Raw genomic sequence first — 17,407 nt, forward strand, 5'->3', positions numbered from 1 at the left:
GGATCCACTGCCCGATCCTGGGCGACGGAGGCCTTGTTCAGCACCCCCCGCCCTGGCCTGAACAATCTCGGATCGGTGGGATCAGACCGTTCGGCCGCTCATCACGCTCCGGAGCAGATGTCCCGGTACGGGGTGTCAGGCGCGTAGTCCCGCCACTGCACCCGGGAGAGCCCGACTCCCGCGGTACGGTCGCAAATACTGCGCACGGCGTCCGCGGGCTCGATGTCGAAGCTCTGCGACCGCACGCGGGGTCCTGCGGCGTAGAGCGACCCGCCGTCCCGGCCGAAGGCCACGGAACGGATCTCGTCACCGGCCCATGGCAGGTCGGTGCCGACCTGCTGTTGTCCCGCGTCCCACAGCCGGAGCGTGCCGTGGGCGCCGCCCACGGCCAGCGTGGTGCCGTCCGAGGAGAAGGCGAGCGCGGTCACCGTTTCCGGCGCCCCCTGGGACACGGTGTCGGACGTGCCGGTCAGGACTCCGACACGGTTGCGCAGCCTTCCGTCCCACAGGGTGACGTGCCCGGTCGCGTCCCCGACGGCGAGCCGTGACCCGTCGGGGCTGAACGCCAGCGCGGTCACCTCCCTGCCGTCGGCGAGTGCCCGTCCAGCGATGGGACCGGACGGCATCCCGGCGTACTGGTCCGCGCTGCTCACCGCCAGGTGTCCGTCCGGCCGAACGGCGAGATCGTCTGCCGAGAAGCCGCCCAGCGTGCCGGTGCTGCGCCGGGCGGCGGTGTCCCACACCTCCAGCGCGGAGCCGTCGCCCGCGATCCGGACCGCGAGCAGCGTCCGCCCGCCGGGGCCGAGGGCGAGGGCGGTCACGGCCCGGTCGGCCGGTCCTGACGTGTCGAACTCCGTACGAACCTTGTGCCGTAGCACGTCCCACACGGTGAAGCGCTGGCGCAGGGAGCCGTGCGAGGACACGGTGTCGGCGACGGCGAGGGCCCGGCCGTCCGCGCTGAAGGCCAGCAGCGGGGCTCCGTCGGACGTGCCGGGCAGCGCGCCGAGCGAGGCACCGGCGAGGAGCCCGCCGGTGCGGGTGGAACGCAGTTCCAGGCGGTAGCCCCCATCGACGCGGGTGGCGGTGGCGACGACGGTGCCGTCCGGGGCGAGTGCCGTGACGTCGGCCGCCCCGGCCTCCCAGCGCGGGGCCAGCCGATCGGTCATGTCGAAGGTGCGGACGGTTGCCCCGTCGAGGTAGCGCAGCACCGGCTTCGTGCCGGATGCCCAGGTCAGCCCACGTATCTCGGCGCCCGAGAGCGGCTGCCGGTAGGCCTTGACGCCGGAGCCGTCGACCCGCCAGACGGCCGTCTCCTGGTCGTCCGCCGTGGCCAGGAACGAACCGTCCGACGAGAGGGCCGCCTCGGTGAAGCCGGTCGACCCGGCACTGCTGAAGTCGGCGACGACGCGTCCGGTGCGCACGTCCCAGACGGTGGCGGTGGTCCCGTACAGCGCGACCAGCCGTCGGCCGTCCGCGCTGAAGGCGAGTTGCCGGTCGCCGCCGTCCGCCCCGGTGCCCGTTCCGCAGACCTGCTTGTCCACGGTGTCCCACGCACCTGTCAGCCGACGGTGCCGCCCGGTGTCCCAGAGCTGTGGCGTGCCACCCGCGGGGCACAGGGCGAGCGTGGCACCGCCCGCGGACACGGCGGCCGTCGTCAGGGCCCCCGGCAGGCTCTGCTCGAACAGCACCCCGCCGTCGCTCCTGCGGTACACCCGGACGGAACCTTCGCCGTCCGCCGGAGCGGCGACGAACGCCGTCCCGTCGGGTGCGGTCGCGAGGAGCGTCGACTGCCCGAGGTCGGCGACCGCTCGGCCGGCCGCCAGGTCCCACACCAGTTCGCCGTCCGGCCCGCTGAGATCCAGGGTGGTGCCGTCCGGACCCGCGGCCGACGCCTCGGTCCCGGCCGGCAGGTGGTACGACCTGGTCAGGCGATGGTCGCCGACGTTTCGGACGGCGACTCGTCCCCCGTCGACACTGAGCAGGGTGGTGCCGCGATCCGTGAGGTAGCGCTCGACGTCCTTGCCGGTCTGGGGGTCGACGAAGGCGTCCCGTTCAGGCTGCTCCAGGGCGCCGAGGAGCGCCGAGCGCGACTCGGGCAGTTCGACCGTCCGCCAGGCCGCGACGCCGAGCAGCGCGGCGGTCCGGGGGTCGGTGGAGCGCAGGCTCGCGGACTCGGTGGCGAGCCAGAGGGCGGCGGCCTTGGCGGCCTCGTCCTCCTTCGCCCCGTTGCGCTGCCAGGCGAGCAGTCCCGCGGCCAGGGCCAGCACCAGGAAGGTGCACGCTGTCCCGACGAGGACGCGGGTCCGGCGGGCGGCGCGCAGTCCGGCCTCCCGCTCGATGTCGCGGGCCGTGCGGGAGGCGGCCAGAAAGGCACGCTCCGGTGAGGTGAGGTCGTCCTCCGGCCCCGGGATGAACAGTTCTTCGGCGACGGCCAGCCGGGTTCCCCGGTACAGGGCGCCGGGATCCTCACCGAGCTCCCGCCAGGAGCGGGCCGCGTCACCGAGCCGCCGCCGCGCGCGGAGCCGGTCCCGGTTCTCGTCGATCCACCCGGCGAGTCTCGGCCAGCAGGTGATCAGTGCTTCGTGCGCGAGTTCGACGACATCACCGTCGAGGGTGACGAGACGCGCGGCGGCCAGTCGGTCGAGGACCTCCTGAGCGCTCTTCGGGAACTCCAGGCGTTGTGCCGGACGGCGGGTGTCGGCGGTGCCGTCGCCGGGCACGACCAGCCGGAGCAGGATGCGGCGGGCGGTGCGGGCCTGGGTGTCCGACAGCTCGCCGTACAGCCGCTCCGCCGTGGCGGCGACGGCGCCGTGCACCCCGCCCGCCTCCTCGTACGCGGCCAGGGTCAGTGTCCGGCCGCGGCGGCGGTGCCAGGTCTCCAGCAGGGCGTGCGAGAGCATCGGCAGCGCCCCGGGCTGGTCGGTGGCCTCGGCCACCACCCGGGCGGTCAGGCTCCGCTCCACGATCAGGCCCATGGCGGTGGCCGGGCCGGTGACCACCTCGCGCAGTTCGTCCGGGCTCATCGGGCCGACCAGCAGCCCGGCCTCGTTGACGGCCTCGGCCAGTTCCCGGTGGGAGGCACAGTGTCCGTAGAAGTCCCCGCGCACCGCCACGGCCACCCGCAGCCGGCTGTCCGGGCGTCGTGCCGCGAGCAGCAGTTCGACGAAGCGTTCGCGCTCCCCCCGGTCCCGGCAGAGGGTGTAGATCTCCTCGAACTGGTCGACGATGACCCAGGTCTCGCCCTTCCCTTCGCTGGGGGTGAGGGCGTCCCGATGGGTGTGGGCGGGGCGGTCTCCGGGCGTCAGCACCCGGATCACCGCCGGCCGCTCCCCGGGGTCGGCCCGGCGCAGGAGCGGGATCAGTCCGGCCCGCAGCAGGGAGGACTTGCCGCTGCCCGACGGGCCGAACACCGCCGCGAAACGGTGTTCGGCCACCAGTGCGAGCAGTTCCCCCACCAGTGATGCCCGGCCGAAGAACAGGTCGCTGTCGCCCGGTTCGAAGCGGGCCAGCCCCCGGTAGGGCGCTTCCTCGTCCAGCGCGGTCGCTTCCCTGAGTTCGCGCTCGACGGCGCGCCAGCGTTCCTCCCACTCCTCCGGGTCGGCGTCCAGCACCTGCGCGTACGCCCGGACGACGGCCAGGGTCGGCAGCTGCTCGCCGGCCGCGGCCTGGGAGAGGGCGGTCGTGGAGTAGCCCGCCCGCCGGGCCATGTCCCGGTAGGCGGGCCTGCCCGCTTTCTCGCGCAGTATGCGCAGGTCGTACGCCAGCCTCTGCACAGGCCCGGCGTCCGGGTCCACCGGCTTCTCGCGTCGTCCCATCGAACGGCATCCTCTCCACCGTCCGACGGCTTCCGGTGCTCGACTCAGGTCATGGGCCCATCGGCGCCGCCGCGGTGCTGGGGACAGCGCTTACCGGACGGTGCGATAGGCGTTGTTGATCGTACCTGAGTACGTGTTGCCGTCCTTGTCGGCCAGGTCCGCTTTCAGGGATACCGTGCCGGGCCGCGCCGGGTGGGTGAGCGTGACGTACCGCCGGCCGGAGGCCTGCGTGCGCACGGCCACCCGCTTCCAGGTACGGCCGCCGTCGTACGACACCTGGACCGTCAGCGACTTCAGCTGCCCCTTGCCGGCGGCCGGGCCCTGGACGACGACCGGGACGTCGAACCGCCCGCCCGCCTTGGCGGTGGCCGTCAGGCTCAGCTTCGGCGCGAAGCGGACCACGGACAGCGGCAGGCGGGTTGCCGCGCCGGTCGCGGAGGTGTGCTGCGAGGTGAAGGTCCAGGTCGCGCTGACCCGGTCGCTGACCTTGTAGGTGCTCAGGCTGCGCTGCGAGGTGACGGCGAGCCGGTACGTCCGCTTCTCCTGGGGCAGGCCGGTGAGGGACTCAGACTGGTCGCAGGGGTCGTCGGTGGTGTCGAGGTAGGTCGTGCCGCCGGAGGAGAGGACGGTGTGCAGCTTGGCGCCGAGGTCGCTGGCGACGTGTCCGTCGGACAGCAGCGGCGTGCACAGCGCGTAGTCGTCACCGGAACGGTAGGCGCCCAGGAAGACCCTGCTGGTGGAGGTGACCGGGCCGAACACGGCCTGGTTCCAGTTCTCCTGGTAGGTGCGGCCCGGCTGGTAGCGCTTGAAGTCGGCCCCGTCCAGGTACATGTACGCCTGGTTGGCGCCGTCGCGGTGCAGCGAGACGTGGAACTGCCAGCGCAGGTCCGCGTCAGTGGAGACGTAGAGGGTGACCCGGCCGGCGGGCAGGGCGCGGGAGGTGCCGACGGTGTTGGGGCCGAGTCCGGTCAGCTCGTCGAAGCCGGGGGTCTGCCACTGTCCGTCGGGCTCGGCGGCGGTGCCGGCGACCGTGGAGCCCATCGACATGTCGACGCGGGCCATCGAGGAGGCCTTGACCGTCTGGGTGAGCCCGTCGAAGAAGGAGCCCCTGTGGCTGATCACGATGTGGTACTGCGGCTTCGCCCCGCCGCCGTTCGACCAGACGCCGCTGACCTGGGACATGAACGTGTTCTTCGGGGCGTTCGCGCCGACCTGGCCGAGCGTGAAGCTGTAACCGCTGGTGTAGAAGTAGTTGGCGTACGAGGACGCGCCGCCCTCGCCCTTGGAGGCGATCTTGATGACCGGGTCGCCTCCCTTGGCCCGCGGGTCGGGGGCGGTGACCTTGATCTTCTTCGTCTTGCGCTGGTCGAGGACCAGGGTGGTGTCCTTGGTGAGGTTCAGGTCGGGGGCGACCAGCACCGCGTTGTCGGTGTCCTGGTCCGGTATCCAGTCGTCCAGGACGTAGTGACCCCTGGGTACGCGCACCGTCACCTTGTAGTCGCCGTCGTCGTCCCGGTCGTACGGGGAGACCGTCTGGCCCGTCTCCTTGGAGTACAGGGTCGCGGTGGCGCCGTACTTGGGGGCCTTGCCGTCGCGGCCGACCGTCTTGATGGTCAGGTTGTACGACTCGGGCTCGCGGTTGACCACCTCGGGAGTGCGCACGGACGAGGTGCCGTCGGCGGACGTCGCGGTCACGGCACCGGAGTAGTAGCCGTCCTTGGTGCCCGCGCGGGTGTCCGCGGTGACGGTCGCGGAGGCGGTGCCGCCCGCGGGGACCGTCAGTGTGGCCGGTGAGACGGTGAAGACGCCCGCCGCGCCGGACGCGGCCAGGTTCAGCGTGACGTCCTTGTCGCCGGTGTTGCGGTAGGCGAGGGTCTTGGAGACCGCGGTGTCGTCGGTGTGCGGCCACGCCTGGGTGCCGAAGTCGACGGAGGCGGGCTCGGCCACGACGCTCGCGGTGATGCCCCGGGTGAGGTCGACGCGTCCGGCGCCCTGCTGGTAGGCGGTCAGGTCCGCGTGCGGTTCGGCCGAGCCCATCAGCGCGGCCTTGATGCGGTCGCCGCTCCAGTCGGAGTGCTCCTGGGCCAGGATGGCGGCGGCCCCGGCCACGTGCGGGGTGGCCATCGACGTACCGGACATCGTCACGTACCCCGCGGTGCCCGACGGGTCGCCGATGGTGCCGTGCTTGGCCTTGGCGCCGACGATGTAGAGGCCGGGCGCGGAGATGTCGGGCTTGAGCGCGCCGTCGGCCGTCGGGCCGCGGCTGGAGAAGCTGGTGAGGGAGTCGTCGTGGCCGACGGCCGCCACGGTGATCGCGGAGGCTGCGCTGCCGGGTGTGTCGAGCGTCTGGTCCTTGGGCCCGGAGTTGCCGGCCGCCACCGCGAACAGCACGCCGTCGGACTTCGACAGGTCGTTGATGGCCTTTTCCATGGGGTCGGTGCCGTAGGTGTCGGAACCGCCGAGGCTCATGTTGATGACCTTGGCGCCCTGGGCCACCGCCCACTGCATGCCGGCGATGATGGCCGAGTCCTCGCCGCTCCCGCTGTTGTCGAGCACCTTGCCGTTGATGAGGCTCGCGCCGGGCGCGACGCCCTTGTACTTGCCGCCGGAGGCCGCCCCCGTGCCGGCGATCGTGGACGCGACGTGCGTGCCGTGCCCGACGTAGTCGTCGGTGGTGCCGCTGCTGCTGAAGTCCTTGGCGGCGACCACCTTGCCCTTGAGGTCGGCGTGGGTGACGTCGATGCCGGTGTCCAGGATCGCGACCTTGACGCCCTTGCCGTCGTAGCCGGCCTTCCACGCGTCCGGGGCGCCCATCTGCGCGGTCCCGGTGCCGTCGTCGCCGGCGGAGCCCGCGGAGCTCTGCGGGGCCACCGTGACCCGTGCGTCCAGCCAGACCTGGTCCACGCCGCGCGCCGTGGTCACGGAGCCGTCGGCGTGCGGGGCGGGGTCGGTGAGGGCCTGCCAGACCTGTCCGCTGTCCTGCTTCGCGGCCGTCACCGCCTGGCCGTGCAGGACGGGCAGCTGCCTTTTCACGTGGGCGTCGGCGTCCGTGAGGGCTTGCTTGGCGTCCGCCTGGCTGTCCCGGCTGCCCTGGTAGGACACGATCAGCGGGAGCTGCCCCCGACGGGTGTCGTCGTAGTGGTCCGCGACGAGCTGCGTGACGTCGAACAGGCGGCGGTCCAGTTGGCCGCCGTCGAGCAGCCGGACGGCGTCCGAGGGTATGACGAGGGTGTGCCCGTCGACCCGCTGCACCGAGTAGCCGATGCCGGTGCGGCCCTTGCCGTGGCGTATGCCGACCACCCGGCCGTGGGTGTCCACGCCGACGGTGTCGCCGGTGATCAGGGTCACGCGCGTGGCCGCCCGCGCGAGACCGGCCGACGACACGCCCGCCGAACCCGCCGCCGCCGCGGTGGTCGGGGTGACCGCCGCGACCAGTCCGGCCAGGACGACCAGGGCGGCCGCGCCGGACGCGGCCGCCGCCGTGTAGAAGGCCGGCCGGTTCTTGCTCCGGCCGTGTTTGTTGCGCAAGGAGGTCTCTCTTCCCCGTGTCGATGAGCCGATGGGTCGATCGGTCCGGGGAGACCCGCCTGCGCCCTGAAGGCTGTGGGGTGGCACCCGGCCGCCACCGATCATTCAGGGGTGGAGGCTTGTTCAGCTGCCCTGCGCCTGGTCTGAACAAAAAACAGGAAACCGCAGGTCACCGCCGTCGCGAGTGAGGTGTCCGGGCGCCTGCCCGCGGCCGGTCGCCATGGCAGGGGCGAAAGCTGCATCCGGTTGTCCCGCCCCTCGCGGAGACGTGCGCTCGCCTCCGGTGCCCGCCGATCCTCCCGGGGCATGCGCAGGCATCGCGTACGCGCCGATCAGCGGTGCCCACGGACGGGCGGGACGGCCCGCGTGCGTCGCGGGAACTCCGCGCGCCGTTCGATCCGCGTGCCGGTGGAAGATCGGGACTGCCCTGCGGTCCACGGGGACCGGACGGATGCCCGCCGCGGCGGCGGTGAGCCGGTCGAGCAACGATGCGCCGGCGGGACGCCGGGACGCCAGTCGAACAGCGGTACACCGGCGGGCGGCGCCGACGACAGGGCGGCGGCGGCGAGTGTCGTCCGTGACCGGCGCTCGCGGATCAGTTCACCGGCGATGACGCGGGGAACGGGGAGTGTGCCGGCCGGAGCACGGGGGAAACCCGGCTTCGCCGTACGGCAGTGCGCGGCGCGAGGCCCGAGACCGCTCCGCGTCCCGGTTCCGGACTGCTCACCGGACGAGCCGGAACAGCCGGGCCGACCACCGCTCGGGCAGCAGTACACGCAGCGCTCGCCGCCCGGTGTCCAGTTCCACCGCGCCGGAAGCGCCGACGGGATACACCTCCCGCACTTCCTTGGTCCCCGCGGGCACGGGGACCGCGCAGTCGACCGTTGCGCTGTCGCGCCGCCACACGGCGAGAAGCGTCTCGGGGCCTGTGTCCATGGCGAGCGCCAGCCACGGCGAGCGCCAGTCGGCCAGCCCCAGGGGCCAGGACGGCAGGGCAGCGGCCAGATCCCGGCGATAGGTCCGGTATACGCGCAAGGCCTCCTTCACGAGAGATCGCTGGCGGGGGTCGAGCAGGTCGGCGCGACCACTGAGGTGGATCCGGCCCAGCATGGCCGAGACCATCGTGAAGACGATCTCCTCGTCGCTCATCGAGGGATCGGGGTAGGCCCACATGGCGCCCTGCTCGGGAGGGACCGCCGCCGGCGCGTTCACCGCGATCGCCGGGACGAGCCGGAAGTCCTGCTGGTCGGTGAGCGACTGCACGGGCACCCGGGCGAGCGTGGCGGGGTCGGTGCGCATGCCGCCGGCCGCGCAGCCCTCGATCACCAGACCGGGATGGCGTTCCAGCACGGCGTCGAGCCAGGAGAGGTAGGCCCGGTTGTGCCGGAGCAGCCCGTGCCCCGGACCGTGCGGACCGGCGTCGGTGCCGGCACCGATGTCGATGTTGTAGTCCAGCTTGAGGTAGCCGATGCCGAAATCGGCGACGAGACGGTCGACGGTGGCGTCCAGGTGCGCGCGAGCCGCCGGGTGGGCGAGGTCGAGCTGGTGGCGGCCCCACTCGGCGACGCGCGCACCGTCACGCCGGAAGAACGCCTCGTCGGGCAGCGCCCGCGCGACAGGACTGCGAACCCCCACGACCTCCGGTTCCAGCCACAGGCCGGGGAGCATCCCCGCGTCCTTGATCGCCCGGGTCACCTCTCCCAGACCGCCCGGGAATCGGGACGGGGACGGCTGCCACTGCCCGACGGTGTCCCACCAGCCGGGTACTCCGCCGGGGCCGGGACCCGCCCGTTCGTCGTCGTACCAGCCGGCGTCCACGCAGAAGTACTCACAGCCGCTCTCCGCGGCGGCCTCGATCAGCGGGAGCAGCGCGACCGTGGTGGGCTCGCCCATCAGGCAGTTCATGAAGTCGTTGAAGACCACGGGCAGCGCCGTCGTGTCCGGATGGGGACGGCGGCCGGCCCGGCGGTGCCGGGTCAGCGCGCCGAGCGCGGTGTCCCGGTCAGGACCGAGAGCCAGGGACGTGGGCACAGTCGTGAACGTCTCTCCCCGGGTCAGCAGCATCGACCAGTGGTGGTCGCGGTGCCCGGGGCCGGCCAGGAGCAGATACAGGTCGTCATGGCGGTCGCCGAGTTCCGCGAGCCAGGAGCCGTTGTGCTCGATCTGCCACGCGAGGACCGCGTCCGGCCCCTCGATCCACCCCATGGGCAGGCGCTCCGACGACGGCCAGGATCCGGTGGAGGTCCACGCGACGCGGTTCTTCGAGCCGGTCTGCCCGTATCGGGTCATGCCGACGTCGTACAGCCCCTCCTCGGCCGCCGTCCTCCCGTGCCACCGGTGCTCCCCGCTCCACGGGTTGGCAGCCGTCCACAGTGTGATCCCGCTTTCCCAGTCGTCCATGGCGCCGAGAGCCGCAGCCAGTCCGCCGAACGTGAAGGAGGACACCTGCTCGACGCGCACGTCCTGACTTCCCGCGGTGATCTCGGCGTGGGCCGAGAGGACGCCGTCCACGAGTGCGTAGCGGGCAGTGACGTGGAGATCCGTCGACGGGTCGTGCATCCGTACCGTCAGGTGCCGTGAGGTGGCGTCGTGGGTGACGTAGCGCAGTCGGCGGGAGAGGCTCCCGTCGACATGGCGCTTCCCCGAGGTGCCGGCTCTCCCCTCGCCGGTGACCTCGACCTCCACCAAGGGCAGTGAACACACCCAGGGAGTCGGGGGGCCGAGCCCGACCATCCGGACGGGACCCTCAGGTTCGTGGGCGAACCGCAGAACGAACGGGTCCTCGCCCCAGGACCACGATGTGACAGAGCGGTCGCGCACGAAGGGACTCCTCGAGCCATCTCAGCAGATGATAGAAAACGATTTCCACCATAGAAGTGTGGCGCATCTCGGTCAACGAATGAGCTCACCCCGTGCTTTCGACCAGGCCCATGCGATGGCGGGCAGTCACTGGCCCAGCATCAAGAAATCGTTCTCTGCGTGAGGACTACCCAAGGACCGCAGCGGCCGCTCCGGTCAGGGCCGCCAGGTGCCCACGGGTCCGGAAGAGCCCCGCACGACGACATGGACACCCATCTTCACCCGCTGCTCCGGGTACCGGTCCCGGTGGAGGGCCAGACGTACCGCGGCACGGCCCAGCTCCTCGTGCGGAACATGGACGGTCGTCAGCTCGGGGGTGAGGTCGAGGCTGAGCGGGATGTCGTCGTACCCGACGACCGAGACGTCCTCCGGGACGCGCACCCGCGCTTCGCGCAACGCCTTGAGCGCGCCGGCGGCGATGATGTCGGTGACCGCGAAGACCGCGGTGAAAGCGGTGCCTCTGGACAGGAGTTCACGCGTCCCCTGATAGCCGGACTCCCTGGTGTGCACGCCGCTCACCACAAGCTCGGGGTCGAAGGGGATGCCCCGGGACTCCAGCGCCCGCCGGTACCCCGCCACCCGCGCGGCGGCGGTGGACTGGTTCTCCACACCGAGCAGCACGATCCGTTCGTGTCCGAGCGAGAGCAGGTAGCTGGTCATCGCGAAGGCACCGCCCTCGTTGTCGTACTCGACGACCGTCTCGGGCACGTCCTCCCCCAGCGAAGGCCGTCCGCACAGGACAAGGCGGGAGCCCTCGGCGTCGAGCGAGCGGGCGAGCCTGGCCATGCGCGTGACGTATTCGGGGGTCTGCACCGTACCGCCGACCAGGATCAGCGCCTCCACCCGCTGCTCCCTGAGCACATTGATGACGGCGACCTCTCGCGCCGGGTCGTTGTGCGTGGTGCACACCAGGCACAGACGCCCTTCTTCCGCGGCCTGCTGTTCGACGCCGTCCGCGATATGGGCGAAGAAGGGGCCTTTCACGTCGGCAACGACGAAGGCCACGGTGTTGCTGTTGGTGCTGCGCAGACCTCGGGCACTGGCGTTCAGCACGTAGTCCAGCTCCTGGGCGGCCCTCTGGACACGCATTCGGGTGCTCGCGGCGACGGGGTAGTTCCCCGCGAGCACGCGGGAGACAGTGGCGGTGGACACTCCCGCTCTCGCCGCCACGTCCTTGACGGTGACCCGCTTGCTCGCCTCGTCCGCCCCCTCGGCGACCCGCCTGGTCATCGTGCAGTCCTCCTGTCCGTGGCAACGCTGCCGGAGCCCCTCGCGGGCCCATCCGCGCAAGGTATCCGACATGCGCGGTCGGAGCCAGGCGATGGGGTCCCCGCAACGGCGGGAAGGGCGTGGGGCACCACCGTCACGCGGAAGCAGTGCCGGTTGAGAGCTTTTGCACTACGCCGTGGCAACGGCGCCGCCGGCGTGCGCCCGAGTTCGGTCACCCGGCGAGCGGCCGGGGAGCGAGAGTGCCGCGAGAGCGGACGACGGCGCGCGGTCCTCCGAGTCACGGAAGCCCGCCTTGTTCACCGTCGAGGTATGAAAACTTTCCTATCCGGTTCCGTCCGTAGGCAAGTGGAGCAAGCGCTTCCTACGCTTCCGTCGCTGATTTCCCATGCGACAACGGAGCCGCACCATGAACGACCGCACACCCGCCCGAGCCGACACCCCCCACTCCCCCGGAGTCACCCGCCGCAACCTTCTCAGGTCCGCCGCCGCCCTCGCCGGGATGACGGCGAGCGGCTGGATCTGGGACGCCGCCGCCCTGCCCGACCCGGCGCAGGCCGCCGCCGCGGGACCGCTGGACACCCTGATCATGGGCAACAGCAGTTCGGAGTCCGCCCACTCCCTGTCCAGCACGCGCTCCACCTCCCTCACCGGCGCACTCAGCCAGAGCGCGCGCCGGTTCAACCCGACGAGCACCGTCAGCACCTGGGGTGGCACCGCCTCCTTCACCATGAAGTGCGACGCCGGCGTGACGACGTACGTCACCGTCAAGATGTGGGGCGGCGAGAAGGGCGCGAACCAGGGCATCCTGATGCTGCTCGCGGGCGGCGAACAGGTCGGCTGGTACTTCCTCGGCGACGTCGACCCGCTCGACGTCGCCGCCGACGACGCCCGCACACCGGGCCGCTTCTACTACCACACGATCCCCCTGCCGACCTCGCTGACCAGTGGGAAGAGCACCATCACCCTGGGCATCGAGTCGATGGGCCCGATGGCCACCTACGCCGGTGCCGACGGCTGGTACCAGAACCTGAGCGTCGACTCCCGGGCCGTGTACCGGGTGTACACGCACACCAAGCCGTACTTCTCCCTCGCCTCGGACGACGTCCAGGGTTCCGCGCCGGCCGTCTCCACCCGCACCTCCCCCACGACGAGTTCCGTGCTGTCCGACCTGGACAGCAGGATCAACAGCGACATCAACTCGTATCTGTCCGGCACCGCCTCGTCGTTCGATCTCTGGCAGGTACTGGCCCTCGCGCAGGGCTACCGGTCCTCGTACACGCCGGCCTACCAGAACACCACCGCGGTCACCCAGATCCTCGCCGCGCTCGACGCCCTGTACGTCTCCTACCTGTCGGACTCCACGGTCATGACGTCGAGCAGCCAGCAGTGGGAGGGCTTCGGAAAGGTCGGCTGGGCCCTGGTGCTGATCCGCGGCGGTCTCGGCACCCGCCTCGACCAGGGTGTCACCGGGGCGTCCGGCACCACCCGCCGCACCGCCTACACCAAGATGCTCGTGGACAGCCGCGACTACTGGCGCCAGCACCTGCCGCAGTACAGCAACCAGATGGCGATGTGCGCGCTCGGCATCTACGAGTGCAACCGAGGCCTGACCCTCATCAACTCCGGCTCCGCCCTCGCCGAGAGCGACGCCCGCGCCTACCTGTACCAGGCGATGGGCCTCTCCCCCTGGCTCGGCCCGGAGGACTCCTCCGGCACCCCCTCCAAGCCCCTCGGCGGGAACTACTACCAGATCACGCCCAAGGGCCTGACCAAGGAACTGGGCTACGTCGGCCTCTACGGCGGCTGGAACGACCTCGTGGCCCGGATCTACCAGGCCGTCACCACCCAGGGCGGGGTCAGCGACTCTACGCTGCGCGCGCAGTGCCTGAAGTTCCTCAAGACGCGCGCCAACTTCACCTATCCCGGCACGGACGCCGACGGCTACAAGACCATGCGCCTGGCGACGCAGATCGGCTGGCGCGACTACGAGTACCCGGGGCGCATCGAGTACGACCAGCGCGGCAGGTACAACTGGGACGGCCATCCCCTCCAGGCGGTGACCGTCTTCAACGACTCCACGCTCAACGGCTACGCCCAGCAAATGATCGGCGACGGTCAGTACGGCGCCATCCTCGACGATCTGGTGACCTACAGCAGCACCCGCGTGACCTGCAACCTCGTCAGCGCGCACGCTGACTACGACACTTTCAGCGGCTACACGTCCAGCAGCGCCCGTCTTCCGATGACGGACGGCCAGTCCGACTTCGTCTGGTTCGACCCGGAGAACGGCGTCATCGTGCTGAAGCGCGACCCCGACCGGCTCTACATCGAGGCCTACTGGCGGGCCCGGTACGGGATCAACAACCTGGCCAGAGTGCATCTGGTCACTCCGGCCGTCGACCGGTCCGCGACGATCCGCCAGTTCACGACGTACTCCTCCTCCGGTCTCACCTACACGATTCCCAACTGGATCAACTGGGCCTACAGCGGCGGCGGTTACGCACCGCCGTCCGGAGCGGCCAGCACGACCCAGGGGTTCGCCGGGGACGTACTGCCGGTCGCCGCCGCGCCCTCCGGCGTCACCCAGCCCGCCTCCGGCACCGAGTCCCCCTTCTCCGGGCGCGGCCTGTTCTACACCGGCCAGTACGGCGGCTACCAGTACGGTCTCAACGCCTCGTCGTCCACGACCTACACCTTCACCGCCGCGGACGCCGGGACCGACATGGTGACCGGCAACTGGTACTCCGCGGGTGCGACCGTGAGCGTCGCGCCCCTGAGCGCCGCGGTCCTCTACATGTCCACCTCTGCCTGACGTCCCCGCCAGGCCCGCCGCCGGCCCCCGCGTACCCGGCGACCGCTCCGCGGTCCGACCGGGAACCGGGGGTGCCGGTCCATCACTCTGATCGCCACCGCGATCGCTCACCGCAGGGGCCGCATCCCCGCGGCTCCCGACAGTGTCTTCGGTCTCGGCCGCGGGCTGTGGCCCACCCTCGCGGTCGGCCTCGTCTGGTGCACGGCCGTGATCGTCGTTCTCACCGTCCCCCGGGAGAACCAGCAGACCGTCCTGACCGTGGTCGTGGGTGTCGGCCTCGGCTTCTTCCGGTGGCCCTTCCGGCTGCGGCGGCTCATCGACTCCGGCCACGCCGGCCCGCCCGGCGCATCGGCCGGCTGATCGAAGATCAACAGTGGCGGACAACAGTCACCGTCCGTCCGCTTGTGCGCCTGTCCGTCCGTGTCCGAGCGGACAGGCGCACAAGCGCGGAAGAAACCGGGGTGCCCGACCTGATCCGACTCCATGCGGGCGTGAACGGGCGAGGACAGGCACCGCCCCGGATCCTCATGACACGTCACGGGAATCGACGTACGGCGGTGGAGCCTCCCCGTACCGGTTTGCACGGGTGCCGGATGCGGCGCACGCTGTAGAAGTCCCTGGTCCACCGCATGAAAGCGGTGGTGAGGGAAAGGTGCGCCCCTGGCTGTGAACCACTATGAAAGACAATCCGGTGTCCATGTTCGCGGATGTCGGTTCCAGCATGCCGATGTCGGTGGACGGCGGGGCCCTCGGCGTGGTGACGGCTTCGGGAGAGACGGCCGCGTGGGCGTCCGGGGCCTGTGATCCGCTTGGCTTCGAGCCGCACCACAGACTGGGCCGCGATCTCTGGGAGCTCTTCGCCGAGCCGGTGCCCGATTCCCTGAGTCGGTCCTGGTCGGCGCGGGAGCCGTGGCGAGGAACGGCCGCCCTACGGCGCGTCGACGGTGATCCCGTAAGGGTCCTGCTGCAGCTGCGGCCGCTACGGGACCGTACAGGCAGTGCCCTCTGGATCGTCGGAGTCGAGTCGGAGCCGTCCTCCGCGCGGACCGCGGCCGGTTCTCCCGCATCAGCCGTCCTGCGGAAGCGTGCCCTGGAACAGCTGCCCCTGCCCATGGCGCTCTTCGACCGTGCCGGGATGCGCGTGGCCGTGAACGCGGCCACGACGGGGGTGCTCGGCTGGTTCGCGCCGAAGCGGCTCGGGTTGCCCGTCCGGCAGCCGACCGGGCGGTTCCCGCCGGACCCCGAAGGTATCGGCGCGGCGGCCGAGCATGTGCTGCGTACCGGCGAGACGGTGAGGCTCGAAGCACAGGGCCAGGTGCCCGGCGAGCAAGGGATACACACATGGCTGACAGCGCTGTACCCGGTCCGGGACCCGGAAGGCCGGATCGAGGGTGTCTCGCTGGCAGCCGTCGACGTGACCGGGCAGTTCCAGGCGCGTCGACGGCTGGACGTGCTCGCAGAGGGGAGCGAACGGATCGGTTCCACGCTCGACCTGACCCGTACCGCACAGGAACTCGCCGAGGTGGTCACAGCGCACCTCGCCGACTTCGCCGTCGTGGACCTCCTCGACCGGGTGCTGAGCGGTGACGAGGTGCGCGGCGCCCAACGGGGTGAGTCCCTGCGTTTCCGCCGGGTCGCGCAGAGCTCGGTGCTCCCGGGCTGCCCGGAATCCGTGGTGGCACTCGGTGACATGCACAGTTACGCCGGTCGGTCACCGCACGGACGGGCGCTGTCCGCGGGGAGGCCACTGCTGGTCCGGACGGACGCCGCGTCCCTGGAGGAGTGGGGCGCGGGCCGCCCCGAGCGTGCCGAGGCGATGCGGGCGCACGGAATCCACTCGACCCTCGTGGTGCCGCTGCGGGCCCGGGGGCTGATTCTGGGAACGGCCGTGCTGTGCCGTCATCGCACCCCGGAGCCCTTCGACGAGGAGGATCTCCTGCTCGCCGGGGAGCTGACCAGCAGGGCGGCCGTCTGCATCGACAACGCACGCCGCTACACGCGCGAGCGGGCCACCTCCCTGGCCCTGCAACGTGCCCTGCTGCCGGAGCACGCACCCCGCGAGGCCGACATGACCGTCGACGTCGCCTCCCGCTATCTGCCCGCCGAGCCGGAGATCGGGACAGGTGGGGACTGGTTCGACGTCATCCCTCTCTCCGGGGGGAGAGTGGGCCTCGTCGTGGGTGACGTCGTCGGGCACGGCATCGAGGCATCCGCGACCATGGGCCGGCTGTGTACGGCAGTCCGCACGCTCGCCGAAGTCGACCTGCTCCCGGACGAGTTGCTGACCCAGCTCGACGACCTCGTCCTGCGCATGGACCGGCGGGAGGCGGAACAGGGAGCCCTCACCTCCGGACCTGAACTCGCCGAAGTCGGCGCCACCTGTGTCTACGCGGTGTACGACCCGGTGTCACGCCGTTGCTCGATGGCCAGGGCCGGCCATCCGTTTCCGGTGCTGGTAAGGGCTGACGGCACCGCCGAGCTTCTGAACGCTCCGTCCGGACCACCATTGGGACTGGGTGGACTGCCGTTCGAGGTGGCCGAGTTCGATCTACCAGAGGGAAGCACACTCGTCTTCTACACCGATGGCCTGCTGGAGGGTGTGGACGGCGACCTCGAGGCCGGACTCGATGTGTTCCGCGAGGTTCTCGGCGAGCGCCGACTCCCTTTGCAGACAGCCTGCGAGACGCTGCTCAGTCGGCTGCTGCCCGACCGCCGAACCGATGACGCGGCGCTGCTGCTCGCCCGCACCAAGGCCTTGGGCGGCGACCGCGTGGCCACGTACGAGCCGGGTACCGAGCCGGCCGCCGTGGCCCTGACACGCAAGTGGGTAGCCGGCACACTCGCGGCATGGGGTCTGCTGGAGTTGGAGTACGTGGCGGAACTGGTCGTCAGCGAACTGGTCACCAACGCCATCCGGTACGGCCGGGAACCCGTCCAGCTCCGGTTGATCCGTGGTACCGAACTCATCTGTGAAGTAAGTGACGCCAGCAGCACCGCGCCGCACCTGAGACGTGCTCGGGCCTTCGACGAAGGCGGCCGAGGACTGTTCATCGTCGCGCAGCTCACCCAGCGCTGGGGGAGCCGTCAGACCGCGACCGGCAAAACCATCTGGGCGGAGATCCCGGTGCCGACGTGATCGGCGTTCCCGATGGAGCCGGGGAAC

7 protein-coding genes are annotated in these 17,407 nt (G+C 71.2%); 3 read left to right on the plus strand and 4 right to left on the minus strand.

Annotated features, from left to right (window positions below):
* Window positions 1-101 precede the first annotated feature (101 nt).
* The 4 genes from ACFWPQ_RS42200 to ACFWPQ_RS42215 all read right to left on the minus strand — a co-directional run bounded on the left by ACFWPQ_RS42200 (window position 102) and on the right by ACFWPQ_RS42215 (window position 11,432).
* Window positions 102-3,815, minus strand: a complete 3,714-nt coding sequence (locus ACFWPQ_RS42200) for a helix-turn-helix domain-containing protein (protein WP_384047522.1) — start codon at window positions 3,813-3,815, stop codon at window positions 102-104.
* Window positions 3,816-3,905: 90 nt separating this feature from the next.
* Window positions 3,906-7,343 (minus strand): S8 family serine peptidase, encoded by a 3,438-nt coding sequence (locus tag ACFWPQ_RS42205; protein ID WP_384047525.1) that lies wholly within the window; start codon window positions 7,341-7,343, stop codon window positions 3,906-3,908.
* 723 nt (window positions 7,344-8,066) lie between these two features.
* The gene (locus ACFWPQ_RS42210; RefSeq protein ID WP_384047528.1) at window positions 8,067-10,163 is read right to left on the minus strand and encodes an alpha-galactosidase; all 2,097 of its coding nucleotides are present in this window, start codon (window positions 10,161-10,163) and stop codon (window positions 8,067-8,069) included.
* A 195-nt stretch (window positions 10,164-10,358) separates the two neighbouring features.
* A complete protein-coding gene (locus ACFWPQ_RS42215) occupies window positions 10,359-11,432 on the minus strand; it encodes a LacI family DNA-binding transcriptional regulator (protein ID WP_384047531.1) in 1,074 nt (357 codons plus the stop codon).
* Between the two features lie 406 nt (window positions 11,433-11,838).
* Here ACFWPQ_RS42215 and ACFWPQ_RS42220 point away from each other — a divergent pair, with 406 nt between their 5' ends.
* The 3 genes from ACFWPQ_RS42220 to ACFWPQ_RS42230 all read left to right on the plus strand — a co-directional run bounded on the left by ACFWPQ_RS42220 (window position 11,839) and on the right by ACFWPQ_RS42230 (window position 17,380).
* Entirely contained in the window at window positions 11,839-14,244 is a 2,406-nt protein-coding gene (locus ACFWPQ_RS42220) for a hypothetical protein (protein WP_384047534.1), read from the plus strand.
* A gap of 207 nt (window positions 14,245-14,451) precedes the next feature.
* Complete coding sequence (locus tag ACFWPQ_RS42225) at window positions 14,452-14,604, plus strand: hypothetical protein (RefSeq protein ID WP_384047537.1); 153 nt, start codon at window positions 14,452-14,454, stop codon at window positions 14,602-14,604.
* Between the two features lie 337 nt (window positions 14,605-14,941).
* A complete protein-coding gene (locus ACFWPQ_RS42230) occupies window positions 14,942-17,380 on the plus strand; it encodes a SpoIIE family protein phosphatase (protein ID WP_384047540.1) in 2,439 nt (812 codons plus the stop codon).
* Window positions 17,381-17,407: the final 27 nt, after the last annotated feature.

This window comes from Streptomyces sp. NPDC058464 (assembly GCF_042721035.1).
In the GTDB taxonomy this organism is placed as follows: domain Bacteria; phylum Actinomycetota; class Actinomycetes; order Streptomycetales; family Streptomycetaceae; genus Streptomyces.

Excerpts from the sequence above, each read along its gene's own strand:
- ACFWPQ_RS42200 (WP_384047522.1), bottom strand. The coding sequence starts at position 3,815 with ATGGGACGACGCGAGAAGCCGGTGGACCCGGACGCCGGGCCTGTGCAG.
- ACFWPQ_RS42215 (WP_384047531.1), bottom strand. The coding sequence starts at position 11,432 with ATGACCAGGCGGGTCGCCGAGGGGGCGGACGAGGCGAGCAAGCGGGTC.
- ACFWPQ_RS42220 (WP_384047534.1), top strand. The coding sequence starts at position 11,839 with ATGAACGACCGCACACCCGCCCGAGCCGACACCCCCCACTCCCCCGGA.
- ACFWPQ_RS42230 (WP_384047540.1), top strand. The coding sequence starts at position 14,942 with ATGTTCGCGGATGTCGGTTCCAGCATGCCGATGTCGGTGGACGGCGGG.